This is a genomic window from Cobetia sp. 5-25-4-2 (genome assembly GCF_013374075.1).
GTDB lineage: Bacteria > Pseudomonadota > Gammaproteobacteria > Pseudomonadales > Halomonadaceae > Cobetia > Cobetia marina.
Map to the genome: position 1 here is coordinate 267830 of NZ_BLWK01000004.1, position 20727 is coordinate 288556.

General features: G+C 63.8%; 18 protein-coding genes. 7 read left to right on the forward strand and 11 right to left on the reverse strand.

The genetic code is table 11. The annotated features are described in order from the left end of the window. Positions 1 to 49 precede the first annotated feature (49 nt). Together recG and HXS65_RS10875 are read right to left on the reverse strand one after the other, a co-directional pair. Positions 50 to 2191 carry an ATP-dependent DNA helicase RecG gene (recG, locus tag HXS65_RS10870; protein ID WP_077379866.1) on the reverse strand — a complete coding sequence of 714 codons (2142 nt, stop codon included), beginning with the start codon at positions 2189 to 2191 and terminating at the stop codon, positions 50 to 52. Further along, positions 2188 to 3153: a hydrogen peroxide-inducible genes activator gene (locus HXS65_RS10875; RefSeq protein WP_077379868.1), complete on the reverse strand. Its 966-nt coding sequence runs from the start codon at positions 3151 to 3153 to the stop codon at positions 2188 to 2190. Before HXS65_RS10875 ends, recG begins: the two co-directional genes overlap by 4 nt. A gap of 71 nt (positions 3154 to 3224) precedes the next feature. On the opposite strand from HXS65_RS10875, the gene HXS65_RS10880 reads away from it, so the two are divergent. After that, positions 3225 to 4112 (forward strand): NAD-dependent epimerase/dehydratase family protein, encoded by an 888-nt coding sequence (locus HXS65_RS10880; RefSeq protein ID WP_077379870.1) that lies wholly within the window; start codon positions 3225 to 3227, stop codon positions 4110 to 4112. Positions 4113 to 4306: 194 nt separating this feature from the next. On the opposite strand, the gene HXS65_RS10885 is transcribed toward HXS65_RS10880, so the two are convergent. The 4 genes from HXS65_RS10885 to gmk form a co-directional block, all read right to left on the reverse strand. Further along, the gene (locus HXS65_RS10885; RefSeq protein ID WP_077379872.1) at positions 4307 to 4696 is read right to left on the reverse strand and encodes a RidA family protein; all 390 of its coding nucleotides are present in this window, start codon (positions 4694 to 4696) and stop codon (positions 4307 to 4309) included. Between the two features lie 208 nt (positions 4697 to 4904). Then, positions 4905 to 7070 (reverse strand): bifunctional (p)ppGpp synthetase/guanosine-3',5'-bis(diphosphate) 3'-pyrophosphohydrolase, encoded by a 2166-nt coding sequence (locus HXS65_RS10890; protein WP_077379874.1) that lies wholly within the window; start codon positions 7068 to 7070, stop codon positions 4905 to 4907. 111 nt (positions 7071 to 7181) lie between these two features. Next, a complete protein-coding gene (gene rpoZ / locus HXS65_RS10895; protein ID WP_077379876.1) occupies positions 7182 to 7433 on the reverse strand; it encodes a DNA-directed RNA polymerase subunit omega in 252 nt (83 codons plus the stop codon). Positions 7434 to 7779: 346 nt separating this feature from the next. Then, positions 7780 to 8436 (reverse strand): guanylate kinase, encoded by a 657-nt coding sequence (gmk, locus tag HXS65_RS10900; RefSeq protein ID WP_077380016.1) that lies wholly within the window; start codon positions 8434 to 8436, stop codon positions 7780 to 7782. Between the two features lie 546 nt (positions 8437 to 8982). Here gmk and HXS65_RS10905 point away from each other — a divergent pair. Then, positions 8983 to 10170, forward strand: coding sequence for an MFS transporter (locus tag HXS65_RS10905; protein ID WP_077379879.1), 1188 nt, complete (start codon positions 8983 to 8985; stop codon positions 10168 to 10170). 115 nt (positions 10171 to 10285) lie between these two features. Here HXS65_RS10905 and HXS65_RS10910 read toward each other — a convergent pair whose 3' ends face one another. Beyond that, positions 10286 to 11287 carry a GlxA family transcriptional regulator gene (locus tag HXS65_RS10910; RefSeq protein WP_255304485.1) on the reverse strand — a complete coding sequence of 334 codons (1002 nt, stop codon included), beginning with the start codon at positions 11285 to 11287 and terminating at the stop codon, positions 10286 to 10288. Positions 11288 to 11581: 294 nt separating this feature from the next. Here HXS65_RS10910 and HXS65_RS10915 point away from each other — a divergent pair, with 294 nt between their 5' ends. Both HXS65_RS10915 and HXS65_RS10920 read left to right on the forward strand, forming a co-directional pair. Continuing rightward, positions 11582 to 13162, forward strand: coding sequence for a BCCT family transporter (locus tag HXS65_RS10915; protein ID WP_176493846.1), 1581 nt, complete (start codon positions 11582 to 11584; stop codon positions 13160 to 13162). 340 nt (positions 13163 to 13502) lie between these two features. Then, on the forward strand, positions 13503 to 15083 hold the full coding sequence (locus tag HXS65_RS10920) for a BCCT family transporter (protein WP_176493847.1): 1581 nt from the start codon (positions 13503 to 13505) through the stop codon (positions 15081 to 15083). Positions 15084 to 15179: 96 nt separating this feature from the next. Here HXS65_RS10920 and HXS65_RS10925 read toward each other — a convergent pair whose 3' ends face one another. The 3 genes from HXS65_RS10925 to HXS65_RS10935 form a co-directional block, all read right to left on the reverse strand. Further along, the gene (locus HXS65_RS10925; RefSeq protein WP_054556341.1) at positions 15180 to 15608 is read right to left on the reverse strand and encodes an organic hydroperoxide resistance protein; all 429 of its coding nucleotides are present in this window, start codon (positions 15606 to 15608) and stop codon (positions 15180 to 15182) included. A 99-nt stretch (positions 15609 to 15707) separates the two neighbouring features. Beyond that, positions 15708 to 16565, reverse strand: a complete 858-nt coding sequence (locus HXS65_RS10930) for a DUF3883 domain-containing protein (protein WP_176493848.1) — start codon at positions 16563 to 16565, stop codon at positions 15708 to 15710. A gap of 24 nt (positions 16566 to 16589) precedes the next feature. Next, on the reverse strand, positions 16590 to 17453 hold the full coding sequence (locus tag HXS65_RS10935; RefSeq protein WP_141392226.1) for a YicC/YloC family endoribonuclease: 864 nt from the start codon (positions 17451 to 17453) through the stop codon (positions 16590 to 16592). A 198-nt stretch (positions 17454 to 17651) separates the two neighbouring features. Here HXS65_RS10935 and rph point away from each other — a divergent pair, with 198 nt between their 5' ends. After that, positions 17652 to 18398: a ribonuclease PH gene (gene rph, locus HXS65_RS10940; protein WP_077379897.1), complete on the forward strand. Its 747-nt coding sequence runs from the start codon at positions 17652 to 17654 to the stop codon at positions 18396 to 18398. A gap of 133 nt (positions 18399 to 18531) precedes the next feature. Here rph and HXS65_RS10945 read toward each other — a convergent pair whose 3' ends face one another. Next, positions 18532 to 19299 (reverse strand): exodeoxyribonuclease III, encoded by a 768-nt coding sequence (locus HXS65_RS10945; protein ID WP_077379899.1) that lies wholly within the window; start codon positions 19297 to 19299, stop codon positions 18532 to 18534. An 86-nt stretch (positions 19300 to 19385) separates the two neighbouring features. On the opposite strand from HXS65_RS10945, the gene pyrE reads away from it, so the two are divergent. Further along, positions 19386 to 20060, forward strand: a complete 675-nt coding sequence (pyrE, locus tag HXS65_RS10950) for an orotate phosphoribosyltransferase (RefSeq protein WP_077379901.1) — start codon at positions 19386 to 19388, stop codon at positions 20058 to 20060. Between the two features lie 55 nt (positions 20061 to 20115). After that, on the forward strand, positions 20116 to 20676 hold the full coding sequence (locus tag HXS65_RS10955; RefSeq protein ID WP_077379903.1) for a YfaZ family outer membrane protein: 561 nt from the start codon (positions 20116 to 20118) through the stop codon (positions 20674 to 20676). Positions 20677 to 20727: the final 51 nt, after the last annotated feature.

Sequence of the window (20727 nt, forward strand, 5' to 3'; positions counted from 1 at the left end):
ACGAGTGACCAGGTGAACGAGTGCGTTGGGGGACAGGTGGGCAGGGCGCTCAGACGGCGCCGTATTGGCCAGCCGCCTCCCCCAGCCAGCGGCGGATCAGGGGCTCCGCGGCCTGGGGGGCTTCAGTGAGGATGGCGTCGGCCAGGGTGGTGGTCGGGGCGATCAGGTCGCTGTCGCGTTCGAGATCGGCGATCTTCATCCCCGCCAGTCCCGTCTGACGCGTGCCCAGCACTTCGCCGGGCCCGCGCAGCTCCAAGTCCTTCTCGGCGATCTTGAAGCCGTCGGTGGTCTCGCGCATCACCGCCAGGCGTTGCCTGGAGTGCTGAGAGAGCGGCGGATGATAGAGCAGCACGCAGAAGCTCTCGGTGCTGCCACGCCCGACACGCCCGCGTAGCTGGTGCAGCTGCGACAGGCCGAGACGCTCGGGGTTGTCGATCACCATCAGGCTGGCATTCGGCACATCGACCCCGACCTCGATCACCGTGGTGGCCACCAGCAGGTCATGTTCGCCTTCCTTGAACGCCGCCATCACCTCGGCCTTCTCGGCCGCCTTCATGCGGCCGTGCACCAGACCGATGGACAGCTCCGGCAACGCCTCGGTCAGCTCGTCACGCGTCACCTCGGCGGCCTGACAGGTCATCACCTCGGATTCCTCGATCAGCGTGCATACCCAATAGGCCTGACGACCCTCGGCGCAGGCGGCGCGAATGCGCTCGACCACCTCGGGACGCCGCGGGTCGGCCACTGCCACGGTCTGTACCGGGGTACGCCCCGGGGGAAGCTCGTCGATCACCGAGAGATCGAGATCCGCGTAGGCGCTCATCGCCAGAGTGCGCGGGATCGGCGTGGCGGTCATGATCAGCTGATGGGGGGTCAGGCCGCCAGCCTCGCCCTTCTCGCGCAAGGCGAGGCGCTGATGCACGCCGAAGCGATGCTGCTCATCGACGATCGCCAGCCCCAGGCGCTGGAAGGTCACGTCGGCCTGGAACAGTGCGTGAGTCCCGACCACCATGCGTGCCCGGCCATCGGCGATGGCCGCCTTGGCATCCAGCCGCGCCTTGCCCTTGAGCTTGCCGGCCAGCCACGCGACCTCGATGCCCAGCGGCTCCAGCCATTCGCGGAAGTTGCGATAGTGCTGCTCGGCGAGAATCTCGGTGGGGGCCATCAAGGCGGCCTGACAGCCGCCACCGATGGCGATCAGGGCCGCCATTGCCGCCACCACCGTCTTGCCCGAGCCCACGTCGCCCTGCACCAAGCGCAGCATCGGCACTTCGCGCGCCAGGTCACGGCGTACCTCATCCAGCACACGGCGCTGGGCGCCGGTCAGCGAGAAGGGCAACTGGGCAAGAAAGCGGGTGCTCAGGCCACCGCTGGCGCTCAACGAGGGGGCGCCATCCTGCTGGATGCGCGCTCGCACCTGCCGCAGGCTCAGCTGATGGGCGAGCAGTTCTTCCTGGGCGAGACGCCGCTGACTGGGATGCACGCCGTCACTCATCTGATCGACGGGCGCATCCGGCGGCGGCTCATGCAGGAAACGCAGGCACTCGATCACCCCGGGCAGGCGAAAGCGTGCGCGCAGGGCCTCGGGGATCAGGTCCGGCAGTTCGTGGGGTGTTTCCTCGAGCTGCTTGAGGGCCTGGCCGATCAAGCCGCGCAGGCGCGCCTGATTGAGTCCTTCGGTAGCCGGATAGATGGGGGTGAGGTGGTCTTCCACCGGGGCCGCGCCCTGACCCAGCAGACGGTATTCCGGATGATAGATCTCGAGACCGGTGGCCCCGGCACGCGCCTCACCGAAGCAGCGCACGCTGTGGCCACGCTGGAACTGCTGTTGCTGGGCGGGAGAGAAGTGGAAGAAGCGCAGACTGAGGATGCCGCTGCCATCGCGCAGGCGCACCAGCAGGCTGCGCCTGCGACCCTTGACGATGTCGCAGGCCGTCACCTCGCCTTCCACCACGGCCTCCATGCCGCTCTTGAGCGTGCCGATGGGGGTGACGCGAGTCCTGTCCTGATAACGCAGCGGCAGGTGGAAGAGCAGGTCCGCCACGCGCTCCAGTCCCAGCCGCGACAGCTTCTCGCTCAGCGCGGGGCCGACCCCGCTCAGGCTGTCCAGCGGTTGCGCCAGCGCGCCGGTGGCAAAGACACCGGCGCTGGCGGGCCCGGCAGATGAGGCGTCCGTGCCCGCCCTGCTCATGCCGGTTCGTGGCTCTGGGAAGCGGAACCCTGCATGCCGTTCTCGTTGCTCTGGCGGGCGCGGGTCGAGCACTCGGCGATCGCCTGGCTGATCACGTCAATCGCCTTGGGGCGCGGGAAGCTGGCACGCCATGCCAGCGCCACGCTGCGGCTGGGGGCGGGGTCCTTGAAGGGACGTGTCTCGAGCACGCCGCTCTCGTAATGGCCGGTACCGGTGGCCGAGTAGGGCAGCACGGTGATACCGAGGCCTGAGGCGACCATGTGACGAATGGTCTCCAGCGAGCCCCCCTCGGCGATCAGGGTATTCTCGGGGTTGTTGATCTGATGGCCGATGGCCGGACACGCCTCGAGAATCTGATCACGGAAGCAGTGGCCCTCGCCCAGCATCAGCAGACGCTCATTGATCAATTGCTCCTTGGCGATGCTGTCCTGTTCGAGCAGCGCGTGACCCGACGGCAACAGCACCTCGAAGGGTTCTTCGTAGAGCGTCTTGGTCAGCACGTCGGTTTCGGTGAAGGGCAGCGCCACGATGATGATGTCCAGCTCACCGTTTCTGAGCTTGCGGCGCAGATCGCCGGTCATGCCTTCCTCGATGTAGAGCGGCATCTTCGGCGCACGCCGCGTCAGTTCCGGCACCAGATGCGGAAACAGGTAAGGTCCAATGGTATAGATGGCGCCGATGCGCAACGGGCTGGAGAGCTGATCCTTGCCGGCATTGGCCAGCTCCTTGATCACGCTGGACTGTTCCAGCACGCGCTGGGCCTGCTGAACGATCTTCTCGCCGAGCGGTGTGACCTGTACGGTGGACTTGGAACGCTCGAACAGTGCGACTCCCAGCTCCTCTTCCAGCTTCTTGACGGCCACCGACAGGGTCGGCTGCGAGACGAAGCAGCGCTCTGCGGCGCGTCCGAAATGACGCTCCTGGGCCAAGGTTACGATGTAGCGGAGTTCTGTTAGAGTCATGATTCCTGCCCGGAACTGGCATCCTGGGATGCGGTGGGTACCGATTCGTTTTACCAAGGAGCACGGCAAAGGTGAAGAAGACGAGTCTCATCCTCGGTTGTGGCGACGTTGGCAGCGCGCTGGCGCGCGAGCTGCTCAAGGCCGATCAGCACGTCATCGGTGTCAGACGCGATGTGTCCAGGCTGGCGGATCTCGGTATCGAGACGCTGGCACTGGACATCACCGCGGAAGGTGCTCTGGCCAGCTTGCCAGATGCCGACACCGTGGTACACGTGCTGAGCGCTGACCACTTCGACGAAGACGCCTATCGGGCCGCCTACGTCGATGGCATTCGTGCGCTGGTCGCGGAGCTGGAATCGCGTGCCAACCCGCCGACACGCGTATTCTTCGTGTCCTCGACCTCCGTCTACGCCCAGAAGGAAGGCGAAGAGGTCGACGAGCAGTCCCCCACCGACGCCACCAGCTTCTCGGGGCAGCTGATGCGGGAAGGCGAGCAGGTCCTGCTCGACTCCTCGCTCAATGGCACCGTGGTGCGCTTCTCCGGTATCTACGGGCCGGGTCGCGACATGCTGATCCGTCAGGCGCGCGATGGGCGCATCGCCGCCAGCAATCCGCCACTCTACTCCAACCGCATCCATCGTGACGACTGCGCGGGGGTGCTGGCGCACCTGATCGCACTGAGTCTCGAGGGCAAGCCGGTCGAGCCGATCTACCTGGCCACCGACTGTGATGGTGCACCGCTGCACGAGGTGATGGCGTGGTTGGCACGTCAGCTCAAGGTCGAATCCACCGAGGTGATCCAGTCGCCGCTGCGGCGTCGCTCCAGCAAGCGCTGCGGCAATGCGCTGCTGCTCGAGAGTGGCTATCGCTTCCGTTACCCGACCTTCCGCGAGGGCTATGCCGAGGTGCTCAAGGAGCATGGCGTGACGGTACCGGAGAGCGAGCTTTCCGGACGCTGAGCGCCGCACGGCGATTGACTTGTCCACAGGAGGTCGCGCGTGACGCATCCTGACCGGCTGTGGACAAGTCGAGGCGCCGGGAGCCAGGGCTGCCTGGCCCGATAACTGACAGTGCCCGCCCCGGGTTTCCGGGGCGGGCACTGTCGTTTCAGCAGACCACGTTTCAGCAGGTCAGGCGGCAAGATCCACCGTGATCAGTCGCCGATGACCATCACGCCCTCGGCTTCGAAGGCCACGCCCTTGGGCAGTGCCTTGACGCCGACGGCGGCACGCGCCGGGAAGGGCGCGCTGAAGAACTCTTCCATCACCGCGTTGACGCGAGCGAAGTCATCGAGGTCCGTCAGGTAGAGGTTGAGCTTGACGATGTCGCCCAGGCTGCCGGCGGCCTCTTCACACACGGCGCTCAGGTTGGTGAACACCTGACGCGCCTGCGCCTCGATACCGCCTTCGACGACTTCCATCGTCTGCGGGTCCAGCGGAATCTGGCCGGAGAGATAGACGGTGTTGCCCGCCTTGATGGCCTGGGAGTACGGCCCGATGGCAGCGGGTGCCTTGTCGGTGTTGATGATCGCGCGATTGCTCATGTTGTGCTCCTTGTGACTGTCTTTCCTACTGGTCTTGTGCCAGTTGCCTTGTGACAGTGAATTGCGATTGTGTTTGTGAGTGCGCTGCTCGCCTGTCTCGGCGAGGTGCCGGGCAGAGGCCCGTCGTGTCCATGGACGACCTTGCGGAAGTCCCAAAAACGAAAACCGCGCCGCCCGCCGGTGGCGAACGACGCGGCCTTGAATCCGATCAACTGATGACGCGGGTAATGCGCTCCACGTGCAACAGGTTGCGCATGCGCTTGATGATGCGTGCCAGATGAATGCGATCACGTACCGCCAGGGTCAGATTGACGATGGCCAGGTGTGCGTCGCGCTCCTCGATGCCGATGCGTTCGATATTGGCTTCCGCGTCGGTGACGAGTTCGGCCAGCTCGGCGATCAGCCCGCGCTGGGTCTGGGCTTCGATGCGCAGGGCGACGGTGAAGTCGCCTTCGATCTGCTCGGCCCAGGTCAGCGGGAAGACACGCTCCGGATCGCTGGCCAGCTCGGTCAGATTGCTGCATTCCTGACGATGGACCACCAGGCCCTTGCCGGCTGACAGGTGGCCCATGATGGGCTCTCCCGGCAGCGGGTGGCAGCAGCGTGCATAGCTGGTGACCATGCTGTCGCCGCCACTGACCTGCATCGGCCCGATGCCACTGTCCTCCGGCTGGACGTTGCCATCCTTGGCCGAGAACTTGGGCTGCTGTGCCGCGGGACTCATCCTGTCGTTCAGCAGGCTCTGCGCCACGCTGTAGGCGGCGCGGGTACCGAGACCGATGGACTCGAGCAGATCATCACGCCCGCCTTCCAGCTCAAGCTCCGCCGCCAGGGTATCCAGGCGCTGGGGCGGCAGCTGTTCGAGGGTGATGTCCAGGCCGGCGAGTGCCTTGATCAGCAGGCGCTGGCCCAATGCCACGGACTCGCTGCGCTGCTGATGCTTGAGGTAGTGGCGAATGGCGGAACGCGCCTTGGCGGTGGTGACGAAGTTGAGCCACGCCAGATTGGGCTTGGCACCCGGTGCGGTGATGACCTCGACGGTCTGACCGCTCTCCAGTGGCGAGGATAGCGGCGCCAGATGACGATCGATGCGACAGGCGATGCAGCTGTTGCCGACATCGGTGTGCACCGCATAGGCGAAATCGACCGCCGTCGCACCGCGCGGCAGCTCCATGATGTCGCCCTTGGGGGTGAACACGTAGGTATCATCGGGGAACAGGTCGTTCTTGACGTGCTCGATGAATTCCAGCGAGTTGCCGGCATGCCGTTGCATCTCGAGCAGGCCGCGTACCCACTCGCGGGCACGCGCGTGGCTGCCGGCGCCGATGGGACGGTCGGTCTGCCCGGCCTTGTACAGCCAGTGGGCCGCGATGCCGTTGTTGGCCATCGCTTCCATCTCGCGGGTGCGGATCTGCACCTCGATGGGCATGCCGTTCATGCCGAACAGCGTGGTGTGCAGACTCTGGTAGCCATTGGCCTTGGGGATCGCGATGTAATCCTTGAAGCGTCCCGGTACCGGCTTGTAGAGATTGTGCACCACGCCGAGGATGCGATAGCAGCTGTCCACGTCATCAGTGATGATGCGGAAGCCGAACACGTCCATCAGTTCATTGAAGGGCTTCTGCTGGTCACGCATCTTGCGGTAGATGGACAGCAGATGCTTCTGACGGCCGATCACCGAGCCGGGCAGCTGATCGCGCTCCAGCGCGTTCTGCAGGCTGGCCTGGATCTCGCGCATCAGGGTACGACGATTGCCACGCGCGGCGGTGACGGCACGCTTGATGCGTTCGGAGCGCATCGGGTGCAGCGCCTGGAAGGACAGATCTTCCAGTTCGACACGGATGGTGTTGATACCGAGGCGGTTGGCGACGCGGGCGTAGATCTCGAGCGTCTCACGGGCGATGCGCCGCTTCTTCTCGGGGCGCAGGGCACCAAGGGTACGCATGTTGTGGAGACGGTCGGCCAGTTTGACGATGATGACGCGGATGTCCTGGGACATCGCCAGCACCATCTTCTGGAAGTTCTCGGCCTGAGCGACGGCCTTGTCCTCGAAGGTGATCTGGGTCAGCTTCGAGACGCCATCGACCAGCAAGGCCACCGGCTCGCCGAACTGGCCGGCCAGTGCCTCGAAGGTCACGCTGGTGTCTTCGATGACATCGTGCAGCATGGCCGCCATCAGGCTCTGATGGTCCATGTGCATGTTGGCGAGAATGTTCGCCACCGCCAGCGGGTGGGTCACATAGGGTTCACCGGAACGCCTGCGCTGGCCATCGTGGGCCTGCTCGGCGTAATAGAAGGCGCGCCTAACCTGACGGATCTCTTCCTCGGGAAGATAACCGCCCAGGCGGTCTGCCAGGTCATCGATCGTGAACATTCAGCGGCCTTGGCTCAAGGTGGTTCCGGGCCCGCACCCCGCGTGATGGCCATGATGGCGCGACGTTGGAGGTGCGGATCAGCACACGTACAGGAGAGGGAGAGCCGGGGCTCAGTCCTCGATCTGCGGCAGCACCGGCTTGCGCTGGATCGGAGCTTCGACCGGCTCATTCAGGATGTCGCGGTTGACCAGACCTGCCGCCACTTCGCGCAGGGCCAGCACGGTCGGCTTGTCGTTTTCCCACGGCAGTTGGGCGTTGCGGCTGCCACGTGACAGCTGACGGGCACGACGAGTGGAGATCATCACCAGCTGGAAGCGGTTGTCGACGTTCTCGAGGCAATCTTCTACGGTTACGCGGGCCATGGCAGTGCACCTTCAATAGCGGGATATTCGGGGGTTCGCTGTCGGCGTGTAATCAGCGCAGAGTGCCGCGACCGCTAGGGGCCGCATACCCTGATCATCTGACAGTATCTCGCACACGACGCAAGCACAATGCCGCTGCGCCAGCCCGCCAGGGGCGAGACAGCGCAGCGGCCAATGATTCTGAAAGGGAATCGAGTCTACTCGACGCCCTTGTGGCGTGACAAGTAGGGCGCTATCCGGTGGCGCGACATGGCGCGCTCTCGGCGGCGTAAGCGACCAGAGCGCGCATGATCAGCACCGTAGGCCGCAACAAGTCCTTGTCATGCCTGGACTTCGTGCACGGGCGTCATCCGGCGAGCAGGGAGTCCAGCAGGGCGGCATGGCGCGCCTGGACGCGCGGGCGGCGTGCGCGCTCGGCGGTGATCAGACTGCACAGCTCGTCCAATGCCTGAGTAAAATCATCGTTGATGACGATCAGGTCGTATTCGTCGTAGTGGGACATCTCGCTGACGGCGTCACGCATGCGCCGGGCGATGACGTCTTCCCCATCGGTACCGCGGCCGGACAGACGCTCGAGCAGCGCTTCACGCGACGGCGGCAGGATGAAGATGGAGACGGCTTCCGGCACCTGGGCGCGTACCTGCTGGGCGCCTTGCCAGTCGATCTCGAGGATGACGTCCTCGCCCTTGCTCAGGCGAGCTTCGACCGCCGGACGCGAGGTGCCATAGAAGTTGTCGAAGACCTGGGCGTGCTCGAAGAAGTCGCCCTGCTCGATCATCGTCTTGAAGTGATCGACATCCACGAAGTGGTAGTTGACGGCATCCTGCTCGCCCGGGCGCTGGCCGCGGGTGGTGTGCGAGACGGATACGCCGATGCCGTCCATGCGCTCCAGCAATGCCTTGACCAGTGTGGTCTTGCCGGCGCCGGAGGGCGCGGAAATGATGTAGAGAGTGCCACGGGCGTTGCTGGCGGCAGTGGAGGGTGCTGATGATGTCGAAGACATGGAAGGGATCCGCTTGCTGTCGCTGAATCGGCGCATTATCGCACACTCACCCCTGCTTGGGCTGCAGGCAGACATGACGGTGTCATGTACCGATGTTGCACTTCCGGCACCACAGTTGTCGTGATGAATCGGTTGGGCCGGCGTGGCGTTATCTGCAACAATGGTCGTATATTTCATTGATCGCTCAAGCATCGGCCAGCCCGCGAGTCGGCTCGGCCCCATGAGGGATCGCACGGTTTGCTGACGTCTCGCCCAAGGCAACTTGAGGAGGGTTGCCGCAATACCGTTTGCCAGACGATAGAGCAGCGCCATGACGTGCAGCAGGCGTCCAAGAGAGACGCCACGCACGAGCGCATCACCTGTTACCTGTCCCGCGCGCCATTCATTCCCGCCTTTCTGGCAGATGATGAATGGCGCGCGGTCTTTTGCCTTGCGTAGCGCCAGCCATGCGCAGGCAATGCCATCCGTGGCCTGCACCTGTCAGCGGTGCTGCGGATGAGCACGGACACGGGTGATATCCCCTTTCAAGTTTCAGGAGACCCGGACATGTCTGCCTCCCCCGTTGCGCGCCATCCGCGCATCGCCGAACTGGCGCTGGCACTCGGTGCCTTTGCCATCGGCACTACCGAATTCGTGATCATGGGGCTGATGCCCAACATCGCCGCGGACTTTCAGGTGTCATCCCAGCAGGTCGGCTATGCCATCAGCGCCTATGCGATGGGGGTGGTGGTCGGTGCTCCGCTGATCTCTGCGCTTGGCGCACGCCTGCCGCGGCGTGGCCTGTTGATCGGCCTGATGCTGCTGTTCGCGCTCAGCAACGTGGCCAGCCTGATGGCCCCCTCACTGACCAGCTTCGCCGCGCTGCGCTTCATCGCGGGGCTGCCGCATGGCGTCTATCTGGGGGTGGCCGCACTGGTGGCGGCGGATGCTGCTCCTGCCGGCGAGCGTGGCCGTGCCGTCGGGCGCGTGATGATGGGGCTGACGGTGGCGATTCTCATCGGGGCGCCAGCGGCGACCTGGTTCGGCAGTCTGTTCGGTTGGCATTCCGCGTTCCTCCTCGTCGGCCTGCTGGCGCTGGCGACGGCCGTGCTGGTGCGTGGTTTCGTGCCCTATCAGGCAGGCAATCAGAACGCGACGCCGCTGACCGAGCTGGCCGCGCTGATCAAGCCGCGGGTGCTCTATACCCTTGGCATCGCCTGCATCGGTTTCGGCGGCATGTTCAGTGTCTACAGCTATGCGGTGGAGACGCTCAACGTCCAGGCCGGACTGTCCCAGAATCTGGTGCCGATGGTGCTGGCCGTCTTCGGGGTAGGCACCATCATCGGCAACCTGATCGGCAGCCGTGCTGCGGACATCGACCTGATGCGCACCATTCCTGCCGTGCTGATCTGGAGCGCGCTGGTACAGGGTGGCTTCTACTTCGCCGCCGACGGTGTCTGGAGCGGTATCCTGTTCGTCGGACTGGTCGGCACGGGCATCGGCCTGGCACCGGCGCTGCAGATGCGCCTGATGGATGTGGCGGAAGACGCCCAGACCATGGCGGCGACCCTCAATCATGCGGCCTTCAACATCGCCAATGCGCTGGGCGCCTGGTGTGGTGGCCTGGCCTTCGCGTATGGCCCGTCCCACTCCTCCATCGGCCTGGTCGGGGTGGCCATGGCCATCGCCGGCTTGATCGTCTTCCTGCTCGGGCAGCGCCATGAGCGCCGCGAGTTGCAGACGGCTTCCGCCTGATGTGTGCATGAAGCGAGGCCGTGAAAGCCCCGTGAGCACAAGACGTCGCAACGCAGAACGCCGCCCTTCGGGGCGGCGTTCTGCGTTTCTGGGGCTCATCAGTGGCAAGGGACTGTCAGCATCTCTGGCGAGCGCGCGTTGGTGACATGCCGAAGTAATCCCGAAAGCAGTGACTGAAATGTGTGGTGCTGACGAAGCCGCAGGCCACGGTGACATCGGTGATGCTGGCATTGCCCTGGGTCAGCAGCTGGCGGGCGCGTGTCAGGCGCATCTCCAGATAATGGCGAGATGGCGTGGTATCCAGATGTCGCGTGAAAAGCCGCTCTATCTGGCGCCGCGACAGGGAGACGCAGTGCGAGATGTCGGTCATGCTCAGCGGCTCCTCGAGGTTGCTGCTCATCAACTCCAGGATGGAGCGCAGTGCCTCGGGAAGGTGACTGTCCGGTGCGGGCAGCGTCTGCTCGACATGCCACGGACTGGGCGTGGCCGGGCGCTCGCAGGCCAGAATCTCCTCGACGCTGCGCGCCAGATCCTCTCCGTGACGCTGACGCATGCCTTCCAGCATCATGTCCAGCGCACTGGCGGCGCTGGCGCTGCTGAGACGCGCTTCCTCGACGACCAGCGGGGCTCGGGACAGCTCGAGCGCGGGGAAGGTCTCGCTGAACAGCGCCGCGTTCTCGGGGTGAATGGTGCAACGATGGCCCTCCATCACCCCGGCCGAGGCCAGGAAGTAGCTGCCGTTCCACAGACTGCCCAGGCGACAGCCCTGCTGGGCGGCACGGCGCAGCAGGTCGTTGAGCTTCGGGATCTCTTCCAGCATCACGCGATAGCCTCCGCACACGATCAGCAGATCGCACTGGGCGGGGTCCAGCTCGGCAAGCGTCAGGCCGGGCATGATGTCGATGCCCAGATCGCTGCGTACGCTGCCATCGTTCAGGCCACAGGTGTGCAGGCGATAGAAGGGATCGTCACGGAGCAGATTGGCAGTCACCAGCGCATCCAGCCCGGAGGTGAAGGCGGGGAGGGAGAAGTGCTCCAGCAGCACGAAGGCCACATCGAGCGGTGCGCTCCGGGAGCAGGTCACGTCCTGAAGCAGGCGCTGGTTGCGCAGTTTCATCGAGGGGGTGAAATCACGGCGGCGAGGCGATGTCATGGTATCGAGGGAGCACTATCGCGGATGAAGGAGGGGGCGGGGCAGGCAATGCCTCACGTGTCAGCTTCATCCTCTCAGGAGTTGGCAGGCACGGCGAGTGGCAATCCGGTGTCCTTGTGTTGGGCAGAATGTAATGCCGCTGTGGGCTTGGTGATACTTCGCGTAACACAGCAGTAAAATCATGGACTTGTCACAGCGATGCCAAGGGTGTGGCTGATAGACTGCCCGGCTAATCAGACCATGCCCAGAGGCAGATAAATGACGGATACCACCCGGACTCTTTCGTCCGGCGCCGCAACTTCAGCAGCCCCTACCCCTGTTTCCCGCGCTTCCTCCCGGGGCCTCGACTGGCCCGTCTTCCTCCTCAGCGGTGGCGTGATGGCGGTGTTCGTGATCGCCGCACTGGTCAATCTCGAGGGCGTCTCGTCGCTCATCCAGCATGCCTTCGATCTCTCGACCACCTACTTCGGTGCCTATTGGCAGGCGCTGATGATCGCCACCTTCCTTGTCGCCATCGGCATGACGTTCGGTCGCACGGGACGGGTGGTGCTGGGTGGCCTGGACGCGCCGGACATTTCCACGCCGCGCTGGATGGCGACCATCCTGTGCACGTTGCTGGCGGGGGGCGGCGTCTTCTGGGCAGCGGCGGAGCCGATCGCCCACTTCACCTCGCCGCCACCGGTGTTCGGCCCGGACGCCGCCGTGGGCAATCTCGATGCTGCCTACAACGCGCTGGCGCAGAGCTTCATGCACTGGGGATTTCTCGGCTGGGCAGTTCTGGGCAGCCTGACCGGCGTGGTCTTCATGCATCTCCACTATGAGAAGGGCCTGCCGCTCAAGCCGCGCACGCTGCTCTATCCGCTGTTCGGCGACCGGGTGATGCGTGGACCTGCGGGAGCGCTGGTGGATGCCTGCTGCGTGCTGGCGGTCATCGCGGGCACCGTGGGGCCAGTGGGCTTTCTCGGCATCCAGCTCAGCTTCGGGCTCAACGCGCTGTTCGGCATTCCCGACACCTACACGACGCAACTGGTGCTGTTGGCCATGTTGACCGCCGTTTACACCCTGTCAGCGGTGAGTGGTGTCATGCGCGGCATTCAATTCCTGAGCAGCGCCAATGTGCTGATCGGCGGCGCGATGTTGCTGTTCATCCTGATCATGGGACCGACGGAATTCCTGCTCAAGGCCTTCCCGCTGGGCATGGTGGACTACCTGAAACACATCGCGCCGATGGCGGTCTTTCGCGCGGACACTGGGTGGCTGAACAGCTGGACGCTGTTCTTCTGGGGCTGGTTCATCGGTTTCGGGCCCCTGATGGCGATGCTGGTCGCGCGTATCTCGCGGGGCCGCACGCTGCGCCAGATGGTGTGGTTGATCACTCTCCTGTCGCCGCTGGCGACCTGCGTGTGGTTCACCATTCTCGGTGGCAGCGGCCTGGCCTTCGAGCTGGCCGATCCCGGCAGCGTGTCCGGCCCGTTCACCGGCTTCAACCTGTCGGCGGCCTTGATCGCCATCACCCAGCAGCTGCCGTTCGGTTTCATCATGTCCGTGATGTTCCTGATTCTGTCGGCATTGTTCGTGGCCACCACTGGCGACTCGATGACGTATGCCATCTCGATGGTGATGAGTGGGCACGACGACCCACCACGCAGCGTGCGCGTGTTCTGGAGTCTGATCATGGGCGTGGTGGCAGCCTTGCTGATCTCGATGGGCGATGGTGGCATCAATGCGCTGCAATCCTTCATCGTCGTCACCGCCGTGCCGGTCTCGCTGATCCTGTTGCCGAGCCTGTGGAATGCGCCCGGCATCGCGCGCAGGATGGCCCGCGAGCAAGGACTCTGATTCATCCTCATGACTCATCCGACATGACTTTGGCTGACATGGTTCGCCCGGCATGATTCGTCCGGCAGGATGGGCAGGGCCATGTCATCCGATGACGAGAAAGAAGACGCCGCCCTCCAGGGCGGCGTCTTCATGAGGAGAGGGAGTGAGGGCACAAGCGGCGCGAAGGGGCACGACTCGAAGGATGCGTCTTGTTACGGCGCGCCAAGAATGTAAAACGGCTGTAGGCTTGATGATACGTCGCGTTACATAGGTGTAAAAACAACCGCTTATCGCCTATTTCCTCCTGTCTCGACTGATACACTGCACCGTCACTCAGATCATGCCCAGAGGCTGACTAATGACGGATTCTTCCCGGACTGTTTCGTCCGGCTCCGCCACACCGGTAACTCCCCCCGCTGATTCCGCACACTCCCCGCAAGGTATCGACTGGCCTGTCTTCATCATCAGTGGTGGCGTGCTGGCGCTGTTCGCCATCGCCGCACTGGTCGATCTCGACGGTGTCTCCGCGCTCATCCAGAGTGCCTTCGGTGTCTCGACCCACTACTTCGGTGCCTACTGGCAAGCGCTGATGCTGGCGACCTTCGTCATCGCCATCGTGCTGACCATCGGCCGCACCGGACGGGTGCGCATGGGCGGACTCGCCGCGCCGGATATCTCGACGCTGCGCTGGATGGCCATCATCCTGTGCACGCTGCTGGCGGGCGGTGGTGTCTTCTGGGCAGCGGCCGAGCCGATCGCTCACTTCACCTCGCCGCCGCCGGTGTTCGGCGCCGATGCCCCGACGGGCAACGCCGATGCCGCCTACAACGCGCTGGCGCAGAGCTTCATGCACTGGGGCTTCCTGGCCTGGGCGATGCTCGGCAGCCTGACCGGCATCATCTTCATGTACCTGCACTACGAGAAGGGCCTGCCGCTCAAGCCGCGCACGCTGCTCTATCCGCTGTTCGGCGACCGCGTCATGCGTGGCCCCGTCGGCGCACTGGTGGATGCCTGCTGCGTGCTGGCGGTAGTCGCCGGTACCGTCGGCCCCATCGGCTTCCTCGGCCTGCAGGTCAGCTATGGACTCAACGCGCTGTTCGGCATTCCCGATACCTACGCGACCCAGCTCACCCTGCTGCTCGTGCTGACTGTCATCTACACCCTGTCAGCGGTGAGCGGCGTGACCCGTGGCATCCAGTTCCTGAGCAGCACCAACGTCCTGCTCGGCGGCGCGCTGTTGCTGTCCATCCTGATCATGGGCCCGACCGGCTTCCTGCTGGATGCCTTCCCGCAAGGGCTGGTGCGCTACGTCGGCGACTTCGTCTCCATGTCCACCTTCCGTGCTGACGATGGCTGGCTGAATGGCTGGACGCTGTTCTTCTGGGGCTGGTTCATCGGCTATGGTCCGCTGATGGCGATGTTCGTCGCGCGCATCTCGCGTGGCCGTACCCTGCGTCAGATGGTGCTGTTGATCGCGGTCATCTCGCCGCTGGTCACCTGCCTGTGGTTCACCATCATCGGTGGCAGCGGTCTCGCCTTCGAGCTGAGCAACCCGGGCAGCGTCTCCGGCCCGTTCACCGGCTTCAACCTGCCGGCAGCGCTGATCGCCATCACCCAGCAACTGCCGTTCGGCTTCACCATCTCGGTGCTGTTCCTGGTGCTGACCACGCTGTTCGTCGCCACCACCGGTGACTCGATGACCTACGCCGTCTCGATGGTGATGAGCGGCCACGACAATCCGCCGCGCGGTGTGCGCGTGTTCTGGAGCCTGATGATGGGCGTGGTCGCGGCGCTGCTGATCTCGATGGGCGATGGCGGCATCAATGCGCTGCAATCCTTCATCGTCGTCACCGCCGTGCCGGTGTCACTGATTCTGCTGCCCAGCCTGTGGAACGCTCCGCTGATTGCCCGCCGCATGGCGCGTGAGCAGGGCGTCTGATCGGCTCGCACGCTCGAGAGCAATGAGCGTGTCGCACCATCAAAAACGCCGCCCCGAGGGGCGGCGTTTTCGTGTCTGGCGATCAGTCGCCAGTCATCAGACGCTGACGTTCAGCGTCACATCGATATTGCCACGCGTCGCGTTGGAGTAAGGGCACACCTGGTGCGCCTTCTCGACCAGCGCATCCGCCTCGGCCTTGTCCATGCCCGGCAGACTGATATCCAGCGCCACTTCGATACCAAAACCGGCCGGAATCTGGCCGATACCCACCTTGCCGGTGATCTCCAGGCCTTCCGGCAGCGTCACGCCGTCAGTGCTGGCCACGTGCTTCATGGCACCGATGAAGCAGGCAGAATACCCCGCCGCGAACAGCTGCTCCGGGTTGGTGCCTTCACCGCCACCACCGCCCAGCTCCTTCGGCGTGCTCAGGGTGACATCCAGCGCTCCATCGGAAGAACGCGACTTGCCCTCACGACCCCCAGTGGTGGTGGCTTCTGCACGGTACAGCACTTGTTCGATAGACATGCCTGACTCCTTGAGCGGAAAAGCCCTCAGTCGAGGGATGCAGACAAGATTGTGGCTGTGGGGCAGAGTTTCAATTGCTAGGACACGGGAGCCAGCCATTCACAGTAGATGTGCGCGATAGCTTTGCGGATTGAGCGTCAATTGCGGGTAAAGATCCCCCCTCAAGCAGTACATGTTGGGTTGGGTTAAGAAGCTAAAGATGCGGAAAAGATGGTAGTGCTCAGGATTGGCTTGCGAGCATTTGAGTTCATTTGGCGTGATGAAAAAAGCGCACTCTTTGGCGAATGCCGTCGTCTTCACCTCGATCCAGCGCTCTCGTCCATCCGCATCAAAGGATAGGACGTCATAGCCCAAGCCATCGCCCTGGGTTTCCGCCACATGCTCGACCTTCTCGGCTAGCGATGTCAGGCCTTCTTTTCTAAGGCGCATCTTTTCAAAGGCCACCACAAAGCGCTCGCCAGCACTCCCTAGTGCATGGTTGCGGGCTTCTCGTGCCAAGTAGTCGCGCTTAACCGGCGTGGGCGTCGTGTAACGCTGTTTGGCTTCCTGCACGCTGGTCTGAGGTGTTTTAGATTCCGGCGGTGTGACAATGATGGAAATATCTCTTGGGGCCGGCGCATCAATGACTGGCCGGTCTGCTGCATTGCGTGCTGCCTGATCGAATAGCTCAGTACGAAGTAGGTGGCGCTCAACAACATCGACCAGCATGCCCTGATAATTGCTCATCGGCTTGTAGCCATTGATATAGGGGCAGTCAGCATCTCGTAGCACGGCACTGATGTTTTGATGCTTAAATTCGATAGAAGCCTTTGAGCGATTATTTAATTTCTCGGCTAGCTCACGATTGTGGTCTGTTTTCACGTAATGCTGGCCACACAGTTCTGCAACCAGCATCTTCTTGTACGTTTCGACAATCGCTGTGACTTCTTCACCACTCCATGGTTCGGGTCTGCTCATCCGGCTAACTCCTTTGGCGGGATATCACTCGATATTCTGAATCTGCTCGCGCATCTGTTCGATCAGTACCTTGAGCTCGACGGCGCAGCGGGTGGTGTCGGCGACGACGGATTTGGAGGAGAGGGTGTTGGCTTCGCGGTTGAGTTCCTGCATCAGGAAGTCGAGGCGGCGGCCGATGGGGCCCTTCTGGGTGAGCTGACGACGGACTTCGCTGACGTGGGTGTCGAGGCGGTCGAGCTCTTCATCGACATCGGCCTTCTGGGCCATCAGGGTCAGTTCGGCTTCCAGGCGTTGCGGTTCGAGGGTGGCGCGAACTTCCTCGAGGCGAGCGAGCAGGGTTTCACGCTGTCGGGCGAGGATGTCCGGCATCAGGCGGCGGACTTCGGCGACGTGGCTGTCGACGCTGTCGAGGCGAGCGGTGATGAGTTCGGCGAGGCGTTCGCCTTCGCGGGCGCGGCCTTCGATGTGCTCGTCCAGCGCGCGCTTGAACAGACTCAAGGCATCGGCCTTGATGCGCTCCTGATCAGCTCCTTCGCGTACCAGTACGCCGGGATAGTCGAGCAGGGCGAGGCGTGAGGGCTGAGGGGCGTCCGGGCAGTGCTGGCCGACTTCGGCGAGCACGCGACTGAGTTCGCCAAGGCGTCTGGCATCGACGGCGAGGCTGTCGGCACCGGCTTCGGCGTCAAAGCGCAGCGAGAGTTCGACCTTGCCGCGATTGAGGCGCTTGCGCAGGCCTTCGCGGAAGGCGCTTTCGAGTTCGCGCAGGCTGTCGGGCAGGCGGAAGTGCGGTTCCAGATAACGCTGATTCACCGAGCGCAGTTCCAGTGTCAGGGTGCCGTAGTCGGCTTCATGGGTCTGGCGGCTGAAGGCGGTCATGCTGTGGACCATGACGTGCTCCTGTCGGTTGGCAGTCGGGAAGAAGGGGCGGAGCATGAAGCGTCCGTGATGATTGTCTTGAAGTGTACGCTCGCCGCTCTTGAGCGCCCAGTGCTCTCGGGCGGGCGGCCCGGTGTGCGGTGAAGGTCGTCGCCCGTGGGCGTGGCGTGTAGACTCTGGCCTCCCGAAGACTGCAACAAAGGAATCCCCATGAGCGAAGCCAACGTGATCCGCCCCAGTGGCCGCACCCCGGAGCAGCCGCGCGAGATCCGCCTGACCCGTGAGTTCACTCGTCACGCCGAGGGCTCGGTGCTGGTGGAGTTCGGGGATACCCGCGTACTGTGCACCGCCTCTGTCGTGGCGGGCGTGCCGCGCTGGCTGCGCGGTTCCGGCAAGGGCTGGCTGACCGCCGAGTATGGCATGCTGCCGCGCGCGACCCACACCCGCAGTGATCGTGAGGCGGCGCGTGGCAAGCAGGGTGGTCGTACGGTGGAGATCCAGCGTCTGATCGGCCGTGCGCTGCGCGCTGCGGTGGACCTCAAGAAGCTGGGCGAATACACCATCACCATCGACTGCGATGTGCTGCAGGCCGATGGCGGCACGCGTACCGCGGCGATCACCGGTGGCTGTGTGGCGCTGGTCGATGCGCTGCAGGGCCTGCAGCGTGAGCGCAAGATCAAGACGGACCCGCTGGTGAGTCTGGTCAGCGCCGTGTCCGTCGGTATCTACAAGGGCGTGCCGGTCACGGATCTCGACTATCCGGAAGACAGCAAGGCCGATACCGACATGAACGTGGTGATGGCGGAAGGCAAGGGGCTGATCGAGGTGCAGGGCACGGCCGAAGGCGCAGCCTTTGATCGCGCCGAGCTCAACGCGCTGCTGGATCTCGCCGAGCGGACCGGAGCGGAGCTGTTCGCCGCGCAGCGTGCGGCGCTGGGCATGCCCGCCGAGGCCTGAGTCCTTTTTCGGGACCCGACGGAAAACGCCCCCATCGCTTGCGCGGTGGGGGCGTTTTCGTCAGTGCCGGATGGCACATCATGCGACTGGCAGGGTGGCCCGAGGCCGAGCGCTCAAGGCGAGACGCGACGGATCACAGTTCGAGGTCGTACTCGACGATCACCGGTGCGAATTCGCTGAAGGTCGCGTCGGTATCGATCCATGCGTCCTTGATGTGACGACGCAGGTTCGGGTCGATGACCTGATAGTCCAGGCGCCAGCCTTCCTGACGGGCGCGCGGCTGGTCACTGTCCAGCGCCGGCCACCAGGAGTACTGGTGAGCCTCGCGATTGACCTCGCGGAAGGCATCGATGAAGCCGATCGGGCCGAAGACCTGATCCATCCAGGCGCGCTCTTCCGGCTTGAAGCCGGGCGTCATCTGGTTGTCGGACCAGTTGGCGAGATCGACGGTCTTGTGGGCCACATGCCAGGTGCCGCAGATCATGTAATCACGACGCTTGCGGCGCAGCTTGCTGAGGTATTCCTGATACTGCTCCATGAAGGCGCCCTTGGCGTCCGGATCACTGCCGTCAGGCATCAGGAAGGAGCAGATGCTGAAGCGGTCGTAATCGGCCTGCAGGTAGCGGCCTTCGTTGTCGCACTGCTCGAAGCCCAGTCCATACATGATGGCCTTGGGAATCTGGCGGCAGTAGAGGCCTACGCCCGAGAAGCCGTCTTTCTCGGCGTCAAGGAAGTAGCCTTCATACCCTTCCGGATAGAGGATGCTGTCGTCGAGCTCGAAGCTCTTGGCCTTGAGGTTCTGGATGCAGACGACGTCGGCGTCCTGACTGGCAAGCCAGTCGAGGAAGCCGCGGCTGACCGCTTCTCGAATACCATTGACGTTAACTGTAGCGATTTTCATACGTGGTCCCTGGTTCGTCGCGCCTGTATGATACCCGAGCTTTAGACGATTTGGTAAATGGCTAACGAATTCAAAGGTGATATCGGATGCAGGACTACCAGCGGGAGTTCATTGAGTTTGCCATCGAGCAGGACGTGCTGCGGTTTGGCGAGTTTACGCTCAAGTCCGGGCGGGTGAGCCCCTACTTCTTCAATGCTGGCCTGTTCCGCTCCGGTCAGGCGTTGGCGCGCCTGGGTCGTTTCTACGCCCGCGCCATCGTCGACTCGGGCCTGGAGGCCGACGTGCTGTTCGGCCCTGCCTACAAGGGCATCCCGCTGGGTGCCGTGACGGCCGTCGCGCTGGCCGACCACCATCAGCGCGACATGCCGTTTACCTTCAATCGCAAGGAAGCCAAGACGCATGGTGAAGGCGGCTCGCTGGTCGGCGCGCCCCTGGAAGGCCGCGTGATGATCATCGATGACGTCATCACCGCCGGTACCGCCATCGGCGAGGTGATGGAGATCATCCACGCCGAGCGTGCCAAGGCGGCGGGGGTCGTGATCGCTCTGGACCGTCAGGAGCGTGCTCCGGATGGACAGGGTGGCCTGAAAGCGAACAGTGCCATCCAGGAAGTGGAAGCACGTTTCTCCATGCCCGTGGTCAGTATCGTGACGCTCGACCAGGTGCTGGAGTATCTTGAGCAATACGCACAGCAGGAACTGTCTGGGTACGCGGCAGCTATCCGCGACTATCGTGCGCAGTACGGTCTCCAGAGCGCCTGAGAGCGCTCATGACCCGCGCACACCACATTTCCCAGTCACGTAGAGAGACATGCACATGACAGCTTACCGTAACATTCTCGGCCTTTCGGCAGCTATCCTTGCCGCTAGCCTGTCCGCCCCGGCACTCGCCGGCAACGCCGATCTCAACCTCAACAGTGAAGCCGTCCAGGGCGAGCTGAACGGCGAGATCAGCAACGGCGTCCAGCTCGGCGGCGGTATCCTGTCCAGCGATGACCACGATGATGTCACCGCCGGTCACGTCCAGCTGCTGGGCACCGAGCGCACCAGCGAATACGACGTGGGCCTCGGCGCACGCTGGAGCCAGTACGACACCGACCACGGTGACGGCGGCGGTCTGGGCCTGGGCGGCTATGGCTACTACTACCTGCCGGGCGCGCCGCGCGTCTCGCTGGGTGGCTATGGCTACGTCACCCCGAACGTCGTGACCAGCGACGAGCTGGAGCACAGCTACGAATACGGTCTGCGCGCCCGCTACCAGGTCATCGACAACGTCGAAGGCTATGTCGGCTACCGCAAGGTGAAGGCGGACTTCGACAACCGTGACGAGCGCACGCTGGATTCCGGCCCGCTGGTCGGCATGCGTCTGCAGTTCTGATTCTCGCCCTGCGCGACGGATGCGCATTGCGGTAAGATGGCGGGCCCTTCG